The organism is Adlercreutzia sp. St.1H8 (assembly GCF_059728655.1).
Window position 1 is genome coordinate 1,766,953 of sequence record NZ_AP039376.1, and the last position, 16,680, is coordinate 1,783,632.

Genomic DNA, 16,680 nt, shown 5'->3' on the forward strand with positions numbered 1-16,680 from the left:
GGACAGGATCACGCGCAGGCGCGCGCCACCTCGGACGGGGCGAACACGCCCGCCTCGGTGATGACGGCGGCGATGAGCTCGGCCGGCGTCACGTCGAAGGCGGGGTTCCACACGTCCACCCCCGCAAGGGGCGTGGGCAGCACCTCGGACGGGTCGCGCTCCTCGATGGGGATGGCGGCGCCGTCAGGCACCGAAGCGTCGACGGTGGCCAGCGGCGCGGCCACGTAGAAGGGCACGCCGAAGCGCGCCGCCGCCACCGCCACGCCGAGCGTGCCGATCTTGTTGGCCACATCCCCGTTGGCGGCGATGCGGTCGGCGCCCACCACCACGGCGTCCACCCGGCCCGACGCGAGAAGCGAGGCGGCCATGTCGTCGCAGATGAGCGTGACCGGGACGCCGGCGCGCGCGAGCTCCCAGGCCGTGAGGCGCGCGCCCTGGCCGACGGGCCGGGTCTCGTCGGCAAAGACGCGTGCGATCTTGCCCTGCTCGGCGGCAGCGTAGACCACGCCGAGAGCGGTACCGTAGAAGGCGGTGGCGAGGCTGCCGGCGTTGCAGTGCGTGAGGATCGTCGCGCCGTCGGGAAGGAGCGCCGCGCCATGCGCGCCCATCGTGCGGTTGGCGGCCTCGTCCTCGGCGATCATCCGGCGCGTGAGGCTCGCCAGGGCCTCAGCCACCGCGCGCGGCGCCGCCCCCTCCCCTGTCAGGCGCCGCGCCTCGGCCAGCGCGCGCTCGACGGCCCAGGACAGGTTGACCGCCGTGGGCCGCGCGCCCGCGATGAGCCGCCCGGCGAACTCGAGCGAGGTGAGGAACAGCTCCGGGTCGGCCGCGTCGGGGTCGAGGACGAAGGTGCGGTGGGCGTCGAGGGCCCGGGCGGGCTCATCGTCCCCCGCAGGCGCAGACGCGCAGCCTGCGAGCGCGGAGGAGCGCTGGCAGCTGAGGCAGTCGAGCGCGGGAGCATCCTCCCCCGTCACGCCGACAGCGGAGCCCATGGCCAGATCAGGTCGGAGCGCGCCGGCGCATCCGCCGCAGGCAGCCACGAACTCCCAGGCGCGCAGGGCCACGGCCGCCGCGCCGGCGATGCCGATGGCCGGCGCGCCGCGCACCACGAGCCCCTTGATCGCATCGATGACGGTGCGCCAGTCCGAGGTGCGCAGGTAGGCCTCCTCAGCCGGCAGGCGCGTCTGGTCAAGCAGCGCCAGCCGGGGGATCCCGCCTGCCTCCTCGAGTGCCACCGTCCGCGGCAAGCGCGAGACGTCCACCATCGCCATAGGGCCTCCTTCCGCCAGGTTTCCGCCCATTCTAGCGCAACCGCGGTAGCGCGCCGGACGCCAGGCCGGGATCCCGAAAAACGCACGCCGCCTCCAGGGCGACCCGCCCCTCCCGAGGCCGCCGCCGGCATCCGAGCCCAAAACGGGGACGCCAGCCGACCGACCGAGAGCCCCGCCGCCAGCCAGCCCACCCCCCGCCCGCTTCTCCCCAGCAAGCTCGCAGCCCGATAAGACGCGGCGTGAAAAAGCGCCGTCGCAGCCCCCCCGTCGGCGAAAAAGGGGCGCAAACGCAAAAAAGGCCCCGCGGCAACCCGCGGGGCCCTTGGCCTTCCCGTCCTTAGCGCTGGCGCAGGGCGGCCTGGCCGGCAGCCAGGCGCGCCACCGGCACGCGGTAGGGGGAGCAGCTCACGTAGTCGAGCCCGATGGCGTTGAACGTCTGGATCGAGTCCGGGTCGCCGCCGTGCTCGCCGCAGACGCCGCAGACGATGTCGGCGTTGCCCTCATGGCCGAGCTCGACGCCCATCTTCACGAGCTTCGCCACGCCGGGATCGATGGTGGCGAAGGGGTTGAAGGGCAGCAGGCGCTCGGTCAGGTACTGCGGCACGAACTCGGCCTCCACGTCATCGCGGCTGAAGCCGAAGGTGGTCTGGGTCAGGTCGTTGGTGCCGAAGGAGAAGAAGTCGGCGTGCTGGGCGATCTCATCGGCGGTGACGGCCGCGCGCGGCAGCTCGATCATCGTGCCCACGGGAATCTCCAGCTCCACGCCCTCCTCGGCGGCCACCTCGGCGATGGCAGCCTCGGCCTGGGCGCGCAGCTTCGCCAGCTCGGGCGCCACGGACACGAGCGGGATCATGATCTCCGGCTTCGGGTCGAGGCCCTCCTTCTTCAGGCGGGCGGTGGCGGTGGCGATGGCGCGCACCTGCATGGTGGGCAGGATGGGGTAGACGATGCCCAGGCGGCAGCCGCGCATGCCGAGCATCGGGTTCTGCTCGGCGAAGGAGTCGATCTTCTCCATGAGGTCGCGCTTCTCGGCGATGGCCTCGGCAGGCGCGCCAGCCGCCTCCATGCGGGCGATCTCCACGTCGAGCGCGCGCGGGCTCTCGAGGAACTCGTGCAGCGGCGGGTCGAGCAGGCGCACGATGACCGGGTAGCCGTCCATGGCCTTGAACATGCCGTAGAAGTCGCCGGTCTGGGCGGCGAACAGGTCGGCGACGGCCTTCTCGCGGATGAGTTCGTCGTCATGCAGGATGAAGGACTGGATGATCTGCTTGCGGTCGCCCAGGAACATGTGCTCGGTGCGGCACAGGCCGATGCCGGCGGCGCCGAAGTTGCGGGAGAGCTCCGCGTCCTCGGGGTTGTCGGCGTTGGCGCGCACGCCCAGGGTGCGGAACTCGTCGGCCCACTCGAGGATGGTGTCCAAGTCCCCGGTGAGCTCGGGCATCACCAGATCCACGGCGCCGAGCACGACGACGCCCGTGGTGCCGTCGATGGACACCATGTCGCCCTCGCGGATGACCAGGTCGGTGCCGTTGACGGTGGCCTGCTTCTTCTCGGCGTCGATCTTGAGTGCCTCCACGCCGCAGACGCAGGGAGCGCCCATGCCGCGGGCGATAACGGCCGCATGGGAGGTCTTGCCGCCATGGGAGGTGAGGATGCCCTCGGCGGCGATCATGCCGGCCAGGTCATCGGGGTTGGTCTCCCAGCGCACGAGCACGCACTTGCGACCGGCCTCGGCCAGCGCCACGGCGTCGGCCGCGGAGAACACGGCCTCGCCGACGGCAGCGCCCGGGGAGGCGTTGAGGCCGCGGGCGATGACGTCGTAGGTGGCGTCCTTGTCGAACTGCGGGTGGAGCAGCTGGTCGAGCTGGTCGGGCTCGACGCGCATGACGGCCTCCTCCTTGGTGATGAGGCCCTCCTTCTCCATCTCGATGGCGATGTGGAGCGCGGCGGCGGCGGTGCGCTTGCCCACGCGGGTCTGGAGCATCCAGAGCTTGCCCTGCTCGATGGTGAACTCGATGTCGCACATGTCGCGGAAGTGGTTCTCCAGCGTGACGAAGATCTCCTCGAGCTCGGCGCCGGCCTCCTCCAGGCCCGCGACCTCCTTGAGCTCGGCGATGGGGCTCGTGTTGCGGATGCCGGCCACGACGTCCTCGCCCTGGGCGTTCACCAGGTAGTCGCCGTAGAACTCCTTGTCGCCGTTGGCGGGGTTGCGCGTGAAGGCCACGCCGGTGGCCGACGTGTTGCCCTTGTTGCCGAACACCATGGACTGCACGTTGACGGCGGTGCCCAGGTCATCGGCGATCTTGTTCTTCTTGCGGTAGAGGACCGCACGCGGGTTGTTCCAGGAGCCGAACACAGCCTCGATGGCCAGCTGCAGCTGCACCATGGGATCCTGCGGGAACTGCACGACGCCGTCCACCACGAGGGACGGGTAGTCGGCCGCGGGCACGTTCTCGGAGAAGATGCGCTTGAACTCGCCCACGAGCTCCTGCAGGTCGTCAGCGGTCAGGTCGGTGTCCGACGCCACGCCGCGCTCGTTCTTCATGGCGGTGATGGCGTTCTCGAACAAATCGCCGTCCAGGCCCATCACCACGTTGGAGAACATCTGGATAAAGCGGCGGTAGGAGTCCCAGGCAAAGCGGGGGTTCTCGGTCTGGGCGATGAGGCCGTTGATGGACTGGTCGTTCAGGCCCAGGTTGAGCACGGTGTCCATCATGCCGGGCATCGACATGGGGGCGCCGGAGCGGACGGAGACGAGCAGCGGATCGGCAGCATCGCCGATCTTCTTGCCCATGCGCTCCTCAAGGTCGGCGCGGTACTCGGCGATGGTGTCGAGCGCGCCCTCGGGCCAGGTGTTGTCCGCGTTGGCGTACTCCATGCACGTCTGGCAGGTGATAGTGAATCCCGGAGGCACCGGCAGGCCGATGTTGGCCATCTCGGCGAGGTTCGCACCCTTGCCGCCGAGGATCATCTTCATGTCGGTGTTGCCCTCGGTCACGTTGTTGCCCTGGGCGTCCTTGCCGAATGCATAGACGCGCTTCACTTCTTCGGTCACCTTTTCTCTCCTTCACGCTGGCACGGAAGCCGTGCGGTTACCTGAATCGCCCGGAACCAGGGAAAACGCCGGGCAGATGCGGAAGCGCACCCGCGCGAGCGGATGCTACTCAATAATATCAGTGGCGGAGGGGTGAGAGCGCTCGTAGTAGCGCAAAATCTCCTGAGCGGTCTCTTCTACGGCGCGTTTTTCCGTGTGGATGACGATGCAGCCGAGCTTGCGCATGAGGGCGCGGGCCTTCTCGAGGTCCTCGTAGATGTACTCGGGGTCGGCGTAGCTGGCCGCCACGAGCGCCGCGTTGCCGAGCCGGCGCTGGCGGATGTCGGTGAGCACGTCGGCGGTGGTCATGAGGCCGAACAGGCGCGTGCGATCCACCTCGTAGATCTGAGACGGCGGCTCGGTGGAGGGGTCGAGCGGGACGTTGGCCACCTTGTAGCCCTGCTGCGAGAGGTAGATGGACAGCGGCGTCTTGGACGAGCGCGACACGCCCAGAAGCACCATGTCGGCCAGGGCGAGGTCTTGGGGGTTGCGCCCGTCGTCGTGGGCGATGGTGAACTCGATGGCCTCGATGCGGCGGAAGTAGACCTCGTTGGCCTCGCGCAGCGAGCCGGGGCGGCTCGTGGGGCGCAGGCCGGAGAGCTCGGAGATGGCCTCGATGGCGCCGGTCATGATGTCGACGCCGAGGATGTTGTCATGCTCGGCGATGTAGGCGGCCGTCTGCTCGGACATGGCGCGATCGACCAGGGTGAAGAAGACGAGCAGGCGGTCGTCGCCGAGCGTGTGGACGTGGTAGGCCGCGTGCTCGTCGAGGAAGGAGCGGACCTGCTCGAAGCTCTGCACCTTGGGCAGCACCTCGATCTTGGGGTCGTTCACGCCGAACTGGGCCGCCGCCGCCCGCGCTACCGCCTGGGCGGTGACGCCGACGGAGTCGGAGATGACGTGGATGGTGGGAACGCGCGCGGCGCGCTCCTGCGGCGAGTGGCTGTCCATGGGGCCTCCTTCGGGTCGGGTGCGGGCCTGGGCCGCGGCCGGACGGGCTGACAGGCCGGCAGGCTGGCTTACGGGCCGGCCGGCGGCTGCGGCGCGCGCGGAATCCGCCGGCCCATTCCGCGGTTTCTGGCCAAAAAGACCGCGGTTTACGCAGCCGAGAACGCGGATGGGACGGTTTCTGGTCATTTTCCCCCTGTTTTACGCGCCCGCAGCACTTCAAGCTGCGTAAACCGGAGGTTTTTTGGCCAGAAAACCGCAAACGGGGCCGGCAGGCGGAGGAGCGCCCCGCCTGCCGGCCCCGACTCAGGTCGAGCGATGCGGGCAGGCCTACTTCTTGGACATGAGTCCGAAGTCGGCCAAGCTGGCGAAGACGCCGACGAAGCGGTTGAGCAGGCGCAGGCGGTTGGCGCGCAGGGCCAGGTCCTCGTCCATGATCATCGTGGCCTCGAAGAAGGCGTCGATGGGAGCGCGCAAGGCCGCCAGCTGGGCGAGCGCCGCGGCGTAGTCGTCGGCAGCCAGGGCCGCGGCCACCGAGGCCTCCGCGGCGTCCACCGCCTCGGCGAGCGCCGCCTCCTCGGCCGTGAACAGGGACGGGTCGCAGGCGGTGCCGGCCTCGGGGTCGCGCAGGTTGTTGGCGCGGGCGAAGGCGACGGCCAGGTCCTCGAAGGTGTCGGCCTCGGCGGCACGCGCGCTCTCCAGCGCGCGCACCCGGGCGGCCAGCACCATCGGCTCGGCCACGCCGGTGGCGAGCACGGCGTCGATGGCGTCAGCTGCGGCGCCCTCCTCGCGCAGCAGCACCTTCTCGCGCGTGGTGAAGAACTCGATCACCTGGGCGCGCACGGCCGCGACGTCGAAGTCCAGCCCCGCCTCCGCGTACACGGCCAGGGCGTCGTCGACGGCGCGGGAGAGCGAGACGGGAAGTCCCGTCTCGAGGATGGCGATGATGCCGAGCGCGGCGCGGCGCAGGGCGAAGGGGTCGGACGAGCCGGTGGGCGCCTGGCCCACGGCGAACAGGCCGCAGATGGTGTCGAGCTTGTCGGCGAGCGCCACGAGGCGGCCCACCTCGTCGGAGGGCACCGCATCGCCGGCGAAGCGCGGGCGGTAGTGCTCGGCGATGGCCCGGGCCACGCGGGGAGACTCCCCCGCCGCCGCGGCGTAGTACGAGCCCATGACGCCCTGGACGGACGTGAACTCGATGACGGCGTTGGTCACCAGGTCGGCCTTGGCCAGCAGCGCGGCGCGGGCCACGTCGGCCGCCACGTCGTCTGCGACCTGCGCCTGCTCCGCGAGCAACGCGGCCAGGCGCGCCACCCGGTCGGTCTTGGCGCGCATGGTGCCGAGCGTCTCCTGGAACACCACCTCGTCCAGGCGCTCGACGTAGGCCTCGAGCGGGCGCTTGAGGTCCTCGTCGTAGAAGAACTTCGCGTCGTAGAGGCGGGCGGCCACCACGCGCTCGTTGCCGTCGACGATGACGGCCTCCTGGGCCGGGTCGCCGTTGGAGACGATGATGAACTTGTTGGTGAGCTTGCCGTCGCCGTCGTAGAGCGGGAAGTAGCGCTGGTGCATGAGCATGGCGTCGACGATGATCTCCTCGGGCACGCGCAGGAACTCCTCGTCGAAGGAGCCCACCATCACCGTGGGAAACTCGGAGAGGTTGATGACCTCGGTGAGCGTCTTGGCCGGCAGCTCGGCGCGGTAGCCCGTGGCGGCCTCGGCTGCGGCCACGCCCGCGCGAATGCGCTCCTCGCGCGCCTCCTGGCTCGGCACCACGCAGGCGGCCTCCACCACGGATACGAGCTCGTCGGCGGTGGGCACCTCGTGGGGGCCGGGGGCCAGGAAGCGGTGGCCCCAGGTGAGGTTGCCCGCGGTGAGGCCCGCGAACTCAACCGGCACCACCTCGTCGCCGAGCAGGGCCACGATCCAGCGCACGGGGCGGGTGAACACCTCGCGCGTAGTGCCCCAGCGGCACGACTTGGGCCAGCTGATGCCCTCGATCACGCCGCGCAGCACGCCGGGCAGCAGCTCGGCGGTGCGCTGGGCGTCCACGTGGCGCGACGCGAATACGTACTCCACGCCGTCCACCTCGCGCCGCTCGAGCGCGTCTACGCCCAGGCCCTTGCCGCGGGCAAACCCGATGGCAGCCTTGGTGGGGTTGCCGTCGGCGTCGAAGGCGATCTTGGCGGACGGGCCGCGGAACACCTCGTCGAGGGCCTCGGTCTGGTCGGCCACGGCGTCCACCACCGCGATGAGGCGGCGCGGGCTCGAGTACACGACGACATCGCCGTGGGGCACGCGCACGGCGTCGAGCGCCTCGGCCATGAGGCCGGGCAGCTGCGCGGTGGCGTTCTTCAGGTCGAACGCCGGAATTTCCTCGGTGCCTATCTCGAAGGCGAGCGTGCGGGTGCTAGCCACGGTCGGCCCCCTTCCCCTCGGCGCCCTCGGGCGCGTCGAGCCTCATCCCCACCACGTGCTCCATGTAGGAGGCGCAGCAGGCCTTGGCGAGCGTGCGGACGCGCAGGATGTAGGCCATGCGCTCGGTGGCGCTGATGACGCCGCGCGCGTCGAGCAGGTTGAAGGCGTGGCAGCACTTGAGCACCGAGTCGTAGGCCGGCAGCGGCAGGCCCGCCTCGAGCGTGCGCAGGCACTCCGCCTCGCGGTCGGTGAACTCCTGGAAGAGGAAATCAGTGTCGGCCACCTCGAAGTTGAACTTCGAGTACTCGCGCTCGTTCTCCAGGTAGACGTCGCCGTAGGTGAAGGTGACGCCGTCGGCGCCGCGCGACCACACGATGTCGTAGACCGAGTCGACACCCTGGACGAACATGGTCAGGCGCTCCAGGCCGTAGGCTATCTCCACGGGCACCGGGTCGCACTCGAAGCCGCCCACCTGCTGGAAGTAGGTGAACTGGGTGACCTCCATGCCGTCGATCCAGACCTCCCAGCCCAGGCCCCAGGCGCCGAGCGTGGGGCTCTCCCAGTCGTCCTCGACGAAGCGCACGTCGTGGGCGGCCACGTCGATGCCGATGGCCTCGAGGCTGCCCAGGTACAGGTCCTGGATGTTGGCCGGCGAGGGCTTGATGAGCACCTGGAACTGGTAGTAGAACTGCAGGCGGTTGGGGTTCTCGCCGTAGCGCCCGTCGGTGGGGCGGCGGCAACCCTGGACGTAGGCGGTGCGCCAGGTGTCCGGCCCGAGCGCGCGCAGCGTGGTGGCCGGGGCGTTGGTGCCCGCGCCCACCTCGTTGTCGTAGGGCTGGAGGATGACGCAGCCCTGGTCGGCCCAGTAGCGCTGCAGGTTCATGATGACGTCTTGGAACGTGGGCGGCTGCTCGGCCGGCGCGTCGCTCCGTGGCATTTCGGTTGGCATGGCTCTCCTTCGTCGTTTCCCCTTGGCCCGGTGCTGCCGGGCGCTGCGCTTGACCGCCTTGCCCTCCCGGGCGGCCGCGGGCGCCCGCGCCTAGGCGGGCGTGAGCAGGCCGATGTTGCTGATCGGCCAGTAGATGAGCACGGCGCGGCCCGTGACGGTGTCCTCGTCGATAGGGCCGAAGTAGCGCGAGTCCTGGGAGTTGGTGCGGTTGTCGCCCATCACCCAGAGCTTGCCCTCGGGCACCTTGAACGGGTAGCTGATGGCGGTGCCGTAGACCGGCGTGAGCGGGTAGGACGGCTTGCCGTCGGTGTAGGGCTCGTAGAGCGGCACGCCGTCGACGACCACCTGGCCGTCCACCAGATCGACTGTCTGGCCGCCGGTGGCGATGATGCGCTTGATGAGGATGCGGGAGGGAATCTCCGGATCCTGGAAGGTGACGATGTCGCCGGGCTCGGGCTCGTTGAAGTAGTAGGTGACCTTCTCCGAGAACACCATGTCGCCGGTCATGATGGTCTCCTCCATCGAGCCGGAGGGGATCTCGTAGGCCTGGAACACGAAGGTGCGCAGCCCCCAGGAGAGGGCCACGACCAGCGCGATCATGGTGAGGATGCGGGCGAGGGTGCGCAGGAAGGAGGGACCGCGTGTTTCGGCGTGCTGACCTGAGTACATGGGTGTGAGCCGCTTCCCTTCCTTCGCGTCGTCTCCGATGGGCCGGCCGACTCGGGGTCGGGCGGCGAGCCGTGTGCCGGCAGACGGGCACAGCAAGCCCCTATGATACCGCTTGGCGCCGCCCGGCCTGCGGGCTAGCCCAAGTTCTCCAGAAATTTCCGATCATCGGGCGTGAGGGGCACGCCCTCCAGCAGATCGGGGCGCAGGGCGGCCGTGCGGGCGAGCGACTGCTCGCGGCGCCAGCGGGCCACCGCGCCGTGGTCGCCCGAGAGCAGCACGGCGGGCACCTCCGCGCCGCGAAAGACGGCGGGGCGCGTGTACTGGGGGTACTCGAGCAGGCCGCTTGCGAAGGACTCGTCGGCCGCGCCGTCGGCCGCGCCCAGCACGCCGGGCAGCTTGCGCACCACCGCATCGATGACCACCATCGAGGCCAGCTCGCCGGAGGTGAGCACGTAGTCGCCGAGCGAGATGACCACGTCGGCCAGCGCGTAGGCGCGCTCGTCGATGCCCTCGTAGTGGCCGCAGACGAACAGCAGGCGCTCCTCGGCCGCGAGCTCCGAGGCCAGCGCGTCGTCGAAGCGGCGACCCTGCGGTGCGAGGAATACGACCGTCGGGCGCGGGCCGTCCGCATGGCGCGGCGCGGGCCCGGTGGGCGCGCACGCAGGCGTGCGGGAGCCTGCGCTCTCGTCCGCCCGGGGGGCAGGGGGCACGTCCAGTCGCTCAGACAGTCCTCGCTCGGTGGAACAGCCCACTGGGCTGTTCCATTCGCGTGTGGCGCCCTGAGCGCAGCGAGGAAGTACCCTTGGGGTGAACTCGCTTGGCGGACGCGCCCCCCGCCCCCCGGGCTCCTCAGCCGAAGCTGGATCTTCAACCCCCATGCCGGCGATGGCCTCGACGGCCTCGAAGAGCGGCTCGCACTTCATCACGAGGCCGGCGCCGCCGCCATAGGGGTCGTCGTCGGTGGTGCGATGGCGGTCGTAGGTCCAGTCACGCAGGTCGTAGGCGGTGAAGTCCAGGATGCCCTTGTCCTGGGCGCGGCGCATCATGGAGGCGCCCATGACCGAGTCGTACATGCCGGGGAACGTGGAGAGGGTCTCGATGATCATGGCGCCCTCCTACAGGTCGAGCAGCCCGGCGGGGAGCACGACGTCGATGCGGCGGGCATCCTCGTCCACGCCCGCGATGAGCTCGTCCACGAGCGGGATGAGCGCCTCGGTGCCATCGGGGCGCGCCACCACGAGCAGTGACTGGAGCGGCATCTCCTCGATGCGCGCCACCGCGCCCACGCGCCCGGCGGCAGCGTCCACCACCTGCCAGCCCTCCCACGAGGCCCACTCCCCTGCCGGCTCCAGGTCGGCCGGATCGAAGGCGTCGCGAGGCGCCAGCACATGGCAGCCCACGAGGGCCTGGGCGGTCGCGGCGTCAGCCACCTCGTCGAAGAACACGAGGGCCTCGTCGTCGGCGCGCATCTGCACCGACGCCACCGTCACCTCACGCGGAGCGTCAAGGCGCGGCGGCACGAGGGCCACGCGCAGGCCCTCAGACAGCAAAAAAGGAAGGCCCGCGGCGCTGCGCGCGACGAGCCCTCCGTTCAGGTTCTTGGTGGTCGCCAGGTAGGCGACGTCTGCCCAGGCGCGCATCTAGTCGATGAGCTCCACCTCGACGGGCGTGCCCGTACGGGAAGCGGCGGCGCGGGCAAGCGTGCGGATGGCCTTGATGACGCGGCCCTGGCGGCCGATGACCTTGCCGGCATCGGCCTCGTTGACGCGGATCTCGACCATCACGGCCTCGTCCTCCGTCTCGTACGAGGTGATCTCCAGATCATCCTCGAACTCGACGAGCGGGGCCACGACGGACTCGACCAGGCCGGCGAGGTCTTCCGTAAGCTCGGACATGGCTGCTTACGCCTCTTCCTTGGCCGTCTTCAGCAGGCGGGCGACGGTGTCAGTGGGCTGGGCGCCGTTGGCGATCCACTTATCCACCTTCTCCATGTCGAACTTCACCAGGTGCGGATGGGAGCAGGGGTTGTAGCGGCCGACCTCCTCGATGAAGCGACCGTCGCGCGGGGCGCGGGAGTCGGCGACGACGATGCGGTAGTACGGGCGCTTTTTGGCGCCATGGCGAGCGAGGCGAATCTTAACAGCCATGAAGTTGAACTCCTTCTAATTTCCTTCAACGATGTGATGCGTACGCCGCCCCAGGCGGCGCAGCGAAAACAGCAATTGCTTATGATACGGCTAGCGGGGCGTTTTTGCAAGCGTCACCGGCGGATGGCCCTAGGGCAGGTTCACCTTGCGCTTGAGCACCCACAGGCAGATGAGCCAGAGCGCGCCGCAGGCCACCACCTGCAAGAGGGTGCCGAGCGCCGAGGTCAGCGCGTAGTAGGCGGTGACGCTGCCGACGCCTCCCGTCGCGAACACCCCGAGCACGCTCACCGCGCCGGCGAGAAAGCCATAGCCCCAGGAGAGCGCCACGTAGAGCCCGATGCCCGCGGCCACCTTGTGACGCTGGGCGAGCGCAGCGCCAAGCGCGAAGGCCGCATAGGCCATGAGCAGGCAAAACGCCATCTGCACGACGGTTTGGACGAAGGTGAGGGCAACCTCGAGAACGGTGGGGCCCGCGTAGGACCCGAACAGGCCGTAGCCGGTGGAGGCGCGCATGATCCAGTACGGGATGACGTCCTCGATGTCCGTCGAGCCGGCGAAGCCCTCGGCCGCGGCGATGATGAGCGCGATGGCCGTGAACACCACCACCAGGTCGACGAGCATCCAGATGAGCCCCGCGAGCACCTTCGACCCCAGCTGGGCAGCGGGCGAGGCCGGCAGCGTGAACGTGAGGTAGCCCTCGTCGGTGAAGAGGTTCTTGTAGAACCGCCAGAGGATCACCACGAAGGTGGCCGCCGCCACGCAGGCGAGCGCGAGGACGCCCATCACCAGCACGAGCGCCGCGAGCGCCATGATGGGGTTCGCGTAGTCCGACGCCACCAGGGAGGGCAGCTCGTTCACCGCATAGCCGGTGAGCGCCGCCCCGCAGGCGACGAAGGTCACGGCCACCGCGGCCAGGTGAACGGGGATGAGGACGCGGCTGAGCGCCTTGAGGTCGTACTTGAGCAGCTTCCCTAGCATCGAAACGCCCTCCTGAAGTAGTCGTCGAGGCTCTCATAGCCCTGCTCGCGCACGAAGGCGACGGGCGCGTGGACCACCATGGTGCCGTACTGGAGGAAGATGAAGTCGTCGAGCACCGGCTCCACGTCGGCGATGAGGTGCGTCGATATGAGGATGGTGGAGTCGCGGTGGTACTGCGAGATGATGGTGTCGAGGATGTAGTCGCGCGTGGCCGGGTCGACGCCGCCGATGGGCTCGTCGAGCAGGTAGAGCGCCGCGTGGCGCGCCATGACGAGCACGAGCTGCACCTTCTCCTTGGTGCCCTTCGAGAGCGCGGCCATGGCCGCGTCGGCCGGCACGCCGAGCCGCGCGAGCATGTCCTGGGCGAGCGCGCGGTCGAAGTCGGCGTAGAAGTCCGCGAAGAAGCCCAGGCAGTCGCGCACCTTCATCGACGGGGCGAAGTAGGGCCGCTCGGGCAGGTAGGACAGCAGCGCCTTGGTGCGCGTGCCCGGCTCCATCCCCAGCACGCGCACGGAGCCTCCCGTGGGCGTGAGCAGGCCGGCGGCCAGCTTGATGAGGGTGGTCTTGCCCGATCCGTTGGGGCCGAGCAGGCCCACCACGCGCCCGGCGGGGACCGAGAACGTCACGTCCGCAAGGGCGGTATGGGAGCCATAGCCCTTGGTCAGGTGCTCGCAGGCGAGCACCGGCGCGAAGCCGGGCGCCGGGTAGGGCGCGGCCGGCGGCGGCGTGGTGACGCGCGGCGGCTGCCAGGCCGCGGCGGGCACGCCCCAGGCGGGCGGGGCCGGCTGGGGCGCAGGCGCCGCATACGCGGGCTGAGCGACACCGGGAACGGGTGCCGGGGCCGCGGGCTGGGCGGCCGGCTGCGCGGGATCCGGCGTCCCGGCTGCGGGATCAGGCGGGTTGCTCGCTAGCTGGTCCATGCTACTCCCCCATCATGTCCTGGATCTTCTTGAGGTCGGCCAGGGACATGCCGCCCATGCCGGGCAATCCGCGCCGGCGGCGCCCCTTGCCCTTCTTCCCCTTCTTCCCTGCCTGCTGCTCTACGCTGGCCGTCATCTTCTTCATCATCTTCTTCGTCTCGTTGAACTTCTTGATGAGCTGGTTGACGTCGGTCACGGTGACGCCGGCGCCGGCGGCGATGCGGGCGCGCCGGCTGCCGTTGAGCACCTCGGGGCGGGCGCGCTCCTCCTTGGTCATGGAGTTGATGATGACCTCCATGGCGTCGAGCGCCCCCTCGTCCACCTGGCCCGATCCGAGCGCCTTGTCGCCGCCGGGCAGCGCGCTCACGAGCTTGGAGATGCCGCCCATCTTGCGGATCTGGCGGTTCATGGTGACGAAGTCGTCGAACGTGAGGCTGCCCTTGGCCAGGCGCTCGGCCTCGACGGCCTCCGCCTCCTCCTGCTGGACGCGCACGGCGCTCTCGATGAGCGACACGACATCGCCCATCCCGAGAATGCGCTTGGCCATGCGGTCGGGGTGGAACTCCTCGAGCGAGTCGGGCTTCTCGCCCGACGAGACGAACTTGATGGGCTTGCCGGTAACCTCGCGGATGGACAGCGCGCCGCCGCCGCGGGCGTCGCCGTCCATCTTCGACATGATGACGCCGTCGAAGTCCACCTGCTCGGCGAAGGCCTCCACCACGTTCACCACGTCCTGGCCGGTCATGGCGTCCACCACCATGAGGATCTGATCGGGCTTGACCGCGTCGCGGATGGCGCGGGCCTCGGCCATCATGTCGTCGTCGACGTGCAGGCGGCCCGCCGTGTCGATGATGACCACGTCGCGCAGGCTGTCGATGGCATCCTGGACGCCCTCGCGCGCGATGGCCACTGGGTCGCGGCCGTCGCCGCGGTAGACGCGCGCGCCTATCTCGTCGCCGAGCGTCTGGAGCTGGTCGGCCGCGGCGGGGCGGTACACGTCGCCGGCCACGAGCAGCGGGGAGTGGCCCTCCTGCTTGAGGCGGTAGGCGAGCTTGGCGGCCGCGGTGGTCTTGCCCGAGCCCTGCAGGCCCACGAGCATGATGACGTTGGGGATGCGGCTGCCGAGCACGAGCTTGGAGTCGGTACGGCCGAGGAGCCCGGTGAGCTCGTCGAGCACGATCTTGACGACGTTCTGGGCCGGGGTGAGCGAGTCGAGCACGTCGGCGGTGAGGCAGCGCTCCTTCGTGCGCTTGACGAAGGCCTTGACCACCTTGAAGTTGACGTCGGCCTCCAAGAGCGCCAGGCGGATCTCGCGCATGGCGTCGTTGATGTCGTCCTCGGTCAGGCGGCCCTTGGACCTGAGGCCGGAGAAGATGCCCTGGAGGCGTTCGGAGAGGTTTTCGAGCATGGGGCTCCCGTCGTCGATCGCGTCGCGTACCTGGCGCGCGGCGACGGCCCCCTCAGGCCCGCCCGCGCGCACCGCCTGATTATACCAGCGCGCCGGCGGCGGGAGCCGAACTCGACGGGACCTGCGCACCCCGCGGCGGCGGAGCTCAGCCGCGCCGGCGAATCAGATAGTCGCGGAAGCGGGGGATCGCGATGGAGACCATTCCGTGCCCCCGATCCTCAAGGACGCCCTGCGCCAGCAGGCGCCGCTTGTACTGGGACACGTAGTTCGCCTTCTTCCCCAGGCGAGCGCCGATGTCGCGCGTGCTACTCTCTACGCCCTCATCCTCGAGCATCGCGTAGAGGAACCGCAGGTCACCGCGGGACAGCTCGCGGTAGGTAGTCTCGAGGATCTTCCGCTCTATGTCGCGCTCCGCGTACTCGGTGCCGCGGACCACGTCCTGTGCGCTGATCTCGCGCCGGGTCGGGGACTCATCCCACATGCGGTACCCGACCAGCTGCATCATGTAGGGGAATCCCTCGATGGCACGCACTGCGCAGTCGAGCGCGGACGACTCGATGGAGCGGCCGCCCGCCTCGACGGTCTTGCGCAAGGCGTCGCGCACCGCGCCGTCGTCGACGCGACCGAGCTGATGGTAGCTGGCCCGGCGCAGGAACGACACCGAGTCATCCCGCAGAAGGGCCGACACCTTGGAGGGAAGGCCCGCCATGAGAAGGGCGACCTTGCGCCCCTCGCGCACGAAGTGCTGGTAGACCGAGGCGAGCTGGATCATGTCCTCGAGGTCAACGCGCACCTCATCCACCACGATGAGCAGGCCGACGTCATGCTCGGCCATCATGTCGAGAATCCCGCCCATACGCGTGCGCCAGTTCCCCGGCGGCGCCTCGTGGCTCTCCCACTCGACGCCGAGGAGCTGCCCGACGTTGAAGCCGCGCAGGCGCATGCGGTCGGGAGTCTCCACGAACTCACCGGCCGCCACGAGGGCGCGCTCCTCGATGTCCTCAAGCATGCCCGGCACGGCCGATACGCTGGCAGTCACCCATCCGCGTGAGAGCGCCTCATCGGCAAGGTAGGTGAGCAGGGCCGTCTTTCCCGAGCCCCGGGCTCCCACCAGAAGCGAGACGAGGTTGGGATCGCCCATCCCCCGCTCGAAGGCGCGCACCACCTCTCCGATGATCTCGGAGCGGCCCGCCATGACAGGCGGTATCTGCCCAAAGGTGGGAGTGAAGGGATTGACCGAGAAGTCCGCCGCCATGGTGCCCCCTTTTGCTTCTTTTGCGTTCCTTTGCTTCTTTTGCTCAGTTTTGCATTTTTTGCTCGGCGGCGCAACGGAAGGCCTCTCGCCCCTCCGAGAGGATGACGGGGGGCTAGGGGGCGGGGTGGTAGTAGACGTGGATGTCCTCGTAGGCGCCGTCGAGGTTGCGAAAGCCCTCGGGAACGGTGCCGATGCGCGTGAAGCCGAGGGACTCGTAGAGGGCGATGGCGCCCGCGTTGCTGGCCACCACGGCGTTGAACTGCAGGCCGCGAAAGCCGCAGGGGGCCAGCGCCGCGAGCGAGTCGGACACGAGGGCGCGTCCGACGCCCCGGCCGCGGGCATGGGAGGCCACGGCGTAGCTCGCGTTGGCAACGTGCCCGCAGCGGCCCACGTTGTTGGGGTGCAGGATGGAAAGGCCTGCCACCGCGCCGTCGTCGCCAACCGCCACGGCGCTGCGCGTCTGGGCGGAGAAGAAGGCGGCGGCCTCGTCCGGGCCGGAGAGCGGCTCGATCTGCGGGAAGGCGCGGCCGTCGCGGACGACCTCGTTCCAGATGGCGGTCATGGCCTCGAGGTCGGCCGGCTCCCAGGTGCGCACCCGCACGCCCGGCCGGCCCTCTTCCGCCGCCATG

At 69.8% G+C, this 16,680-nt stretch carries 15 protein-coding genes; all 15 read right to left on the reverse strand.

Annotation, left to right across the window (positions count from 1 at the left end; genetic code table 11):
• Positions 1 to 8: 8 nt before the first annotated feature.
• Positions 9 to 1,268, reverse strand: coding sequence for an S-methyl-5-thioribose-1-phosphate isomerase (gene mtnA, locus AC6I0Y_RS06875; RefSeq protein WP_497730358.1), 1,260 nt, complete (start codon positions 1,266 to 1,268; stop codon positions 9 to 11).
• Between the two features lie 337 nt (positions 1,269 to 1,605).
• Positions 1,606 to 4,323 (reverse strand): pyruvate, phosphate dikinase, encoded by a 2,718-nt coding sequence (gene ppdK / locus AC6I0Y_RS06880; protein ID WP_497730361.1) that lies wholly within the window; start codon positions 4,321 to 4,323, stop codon positions 1,606 to 1,608.
• Between the two features lie 105 nt (positions 4,324 to 4,428).
• Complete coding sequence (locus AC6I0Y_RS06885; RefSeq protein ID WP_160709927.1) at positions 4,429 to 5,313, reverse strand: pyruvate, water dikinase regulatory protein; 885 nt, start codon at positions 5,311 to 5,313, stop codon at positions 4,429 to 4,431.
• Between the two features lie 327 nt (positions 5,314 to 5,640).
• Positions 5,641 to 7,725 carry a glycine--tRNA ligase subunit beta gene (gene glyS / locus AC6I0Y_RS06890; protein ID WP_497730365.1) on the reverse strand — a complete coding sequence of 695 codons (2,085 nt, stop codon included), beginning with the start codon at positions 7,723 to 7,725 and terminating at the stop codon, positions 5,641 to 5,643.
• Entirely contained in the window at positions 7,718 to 8,674 is a 957-nt protein-coding gene (locus AC6I0Y_RS06895; protein ID WP_160709929.1) for a glycine--tRNA ligase subunit alpha, read from the reverse strand. The genes glyS and AC6I0Y_RS06895 overlap by 8 nt, the downstream gene beginning before the upstream one ends.
• Positions 8,675 to 8,764: 90 nt before the next feature.
• Positions 8,765 to 9,343, reverse strand: a complete 579-nt coding sequence (gene lepB / locus AC6I0Y_RS06900) for a signal peptidase I (protein WP_497730367.1) — start codon at positions 9,341 to 9,343, stop codon at positions 8,765 to 8,767.
• 134 nt (positions 9,344 to 9,477) lie between these two features.
• Positions 9,478 to 10,449, reverse strand: a complete 972-nt coding sequence (gene trmD / locus AC6I0Y_RS06905; RefSeq protein ID WP_497730370.1) for a tRNA (guanine(37)-N(1))-methyltransferase — start codon at positions 10,447 to 10,449, stop codon at positions 9,478 to 9,480.
• Between the two features lie 9 nt (positions 10,450 to 10,458).
• Positions 10,459 to 10,983: a ribosome maturation factor RimM gene (locus AC6I0Y_RS06910; RefSeq protein WP_160709931.1), complete on the reverse strand. Its 525-nt coding sequence runs from the start codon at positions 10,981 to 10,983 to the stop codon at positions 10,459 to 10,461.
• On the reverse strand, positions 10,984 to 11,238 hold the full coding sequence (locus AC6I0Y_RS06915; RefSeq protein WP_160709932.1) for a KH domain-containing protein: 255 nt from the start codon (positions 11,236 to 11,238) through the stop codon (positions 10,984 to 10,986).
• Between the two features lie 6 nt (positions 11,239 to 11,244).
• Positions 11,245 to 11,490: a 30S ribosomal protein S16 gene (gene rpsP, locus AC6I0Y_RS06920; RefSeq protein WP_160709933.1), complete on the reverse strand. Its 246-nt coding sequence runs from the start codon at positions 11,488 to 11,490 to the stop codon at positions 11,245 to 11,247.
• 129 nt (positions 11,491 to 11,619) lie between these two features.
• The gene (locus AC6I0Y_RS06925; protein ID WP_497730376.1) at positions 11,620 to 12,468 is read right to left on the reverse strand and encodes a hypothetical protein; all 849 of its coding nucleotides are present in this window, start codon (positions 12,466 to 12,468) and stop codon (positions 11,620 to 11,622) included.
• Positions 12,462 to 13,388, reverse strand: coding sequence for an ABC transporter ATP-binding protein (locus AC6I0Y_RS06930; protein ID WP_497730378.1), 927 nt, complete (start codon positions 13,386 to 13,388; stop codon positions 12,462 to 12,464). Before AC6I0Y_RS06930 ends, AC6I0Y_RS06925 begins: the two co-directional genes overlap by 7 nt.
• Position 13,389: 1 nt before the next feature.
• Positions 13,390 to 14,796 carry a signal recognition particle protein gene (gene ffh, locus AC6I0Y_RS06935; protein ID WP_160710577.1) on the reverse strand — a complete coding sequence of 469 codons (1,407 nt, stop codon included), beginning with the start codon at positions 14,794 to 14,796 and terminating at the stop codon, positions 13,390 to 13,392.
• Positions 14,797 to 14,941: 145 nt separating this feature from the next.
• Complete coding sequence (locus tag AC6I0Y_RS06940) at positions 14,942 to 16,051, reverse strand: ATP-binding protein (protein WP_497730381.1); 1,110 nt, start codon at positions 16,049 to 16,051, stop codon at positions 14,942 to 14,944.
• 112 nt (positions 16,052 to 16,163) lie between these two features.
• Positions 16,164 to 16,679, reverse strand: a complete 516-nt coding sequence (locus AC6I0Y_RS06945; protein WP_497730384.1) for a GNAT family N-acetyltransferase — start codon at positions 16,677 to 16,679, stop codon at positions 16,164 to 16,166.
• Between the last annotated feature and the right edge of the window lies 1 nt (position 16,680).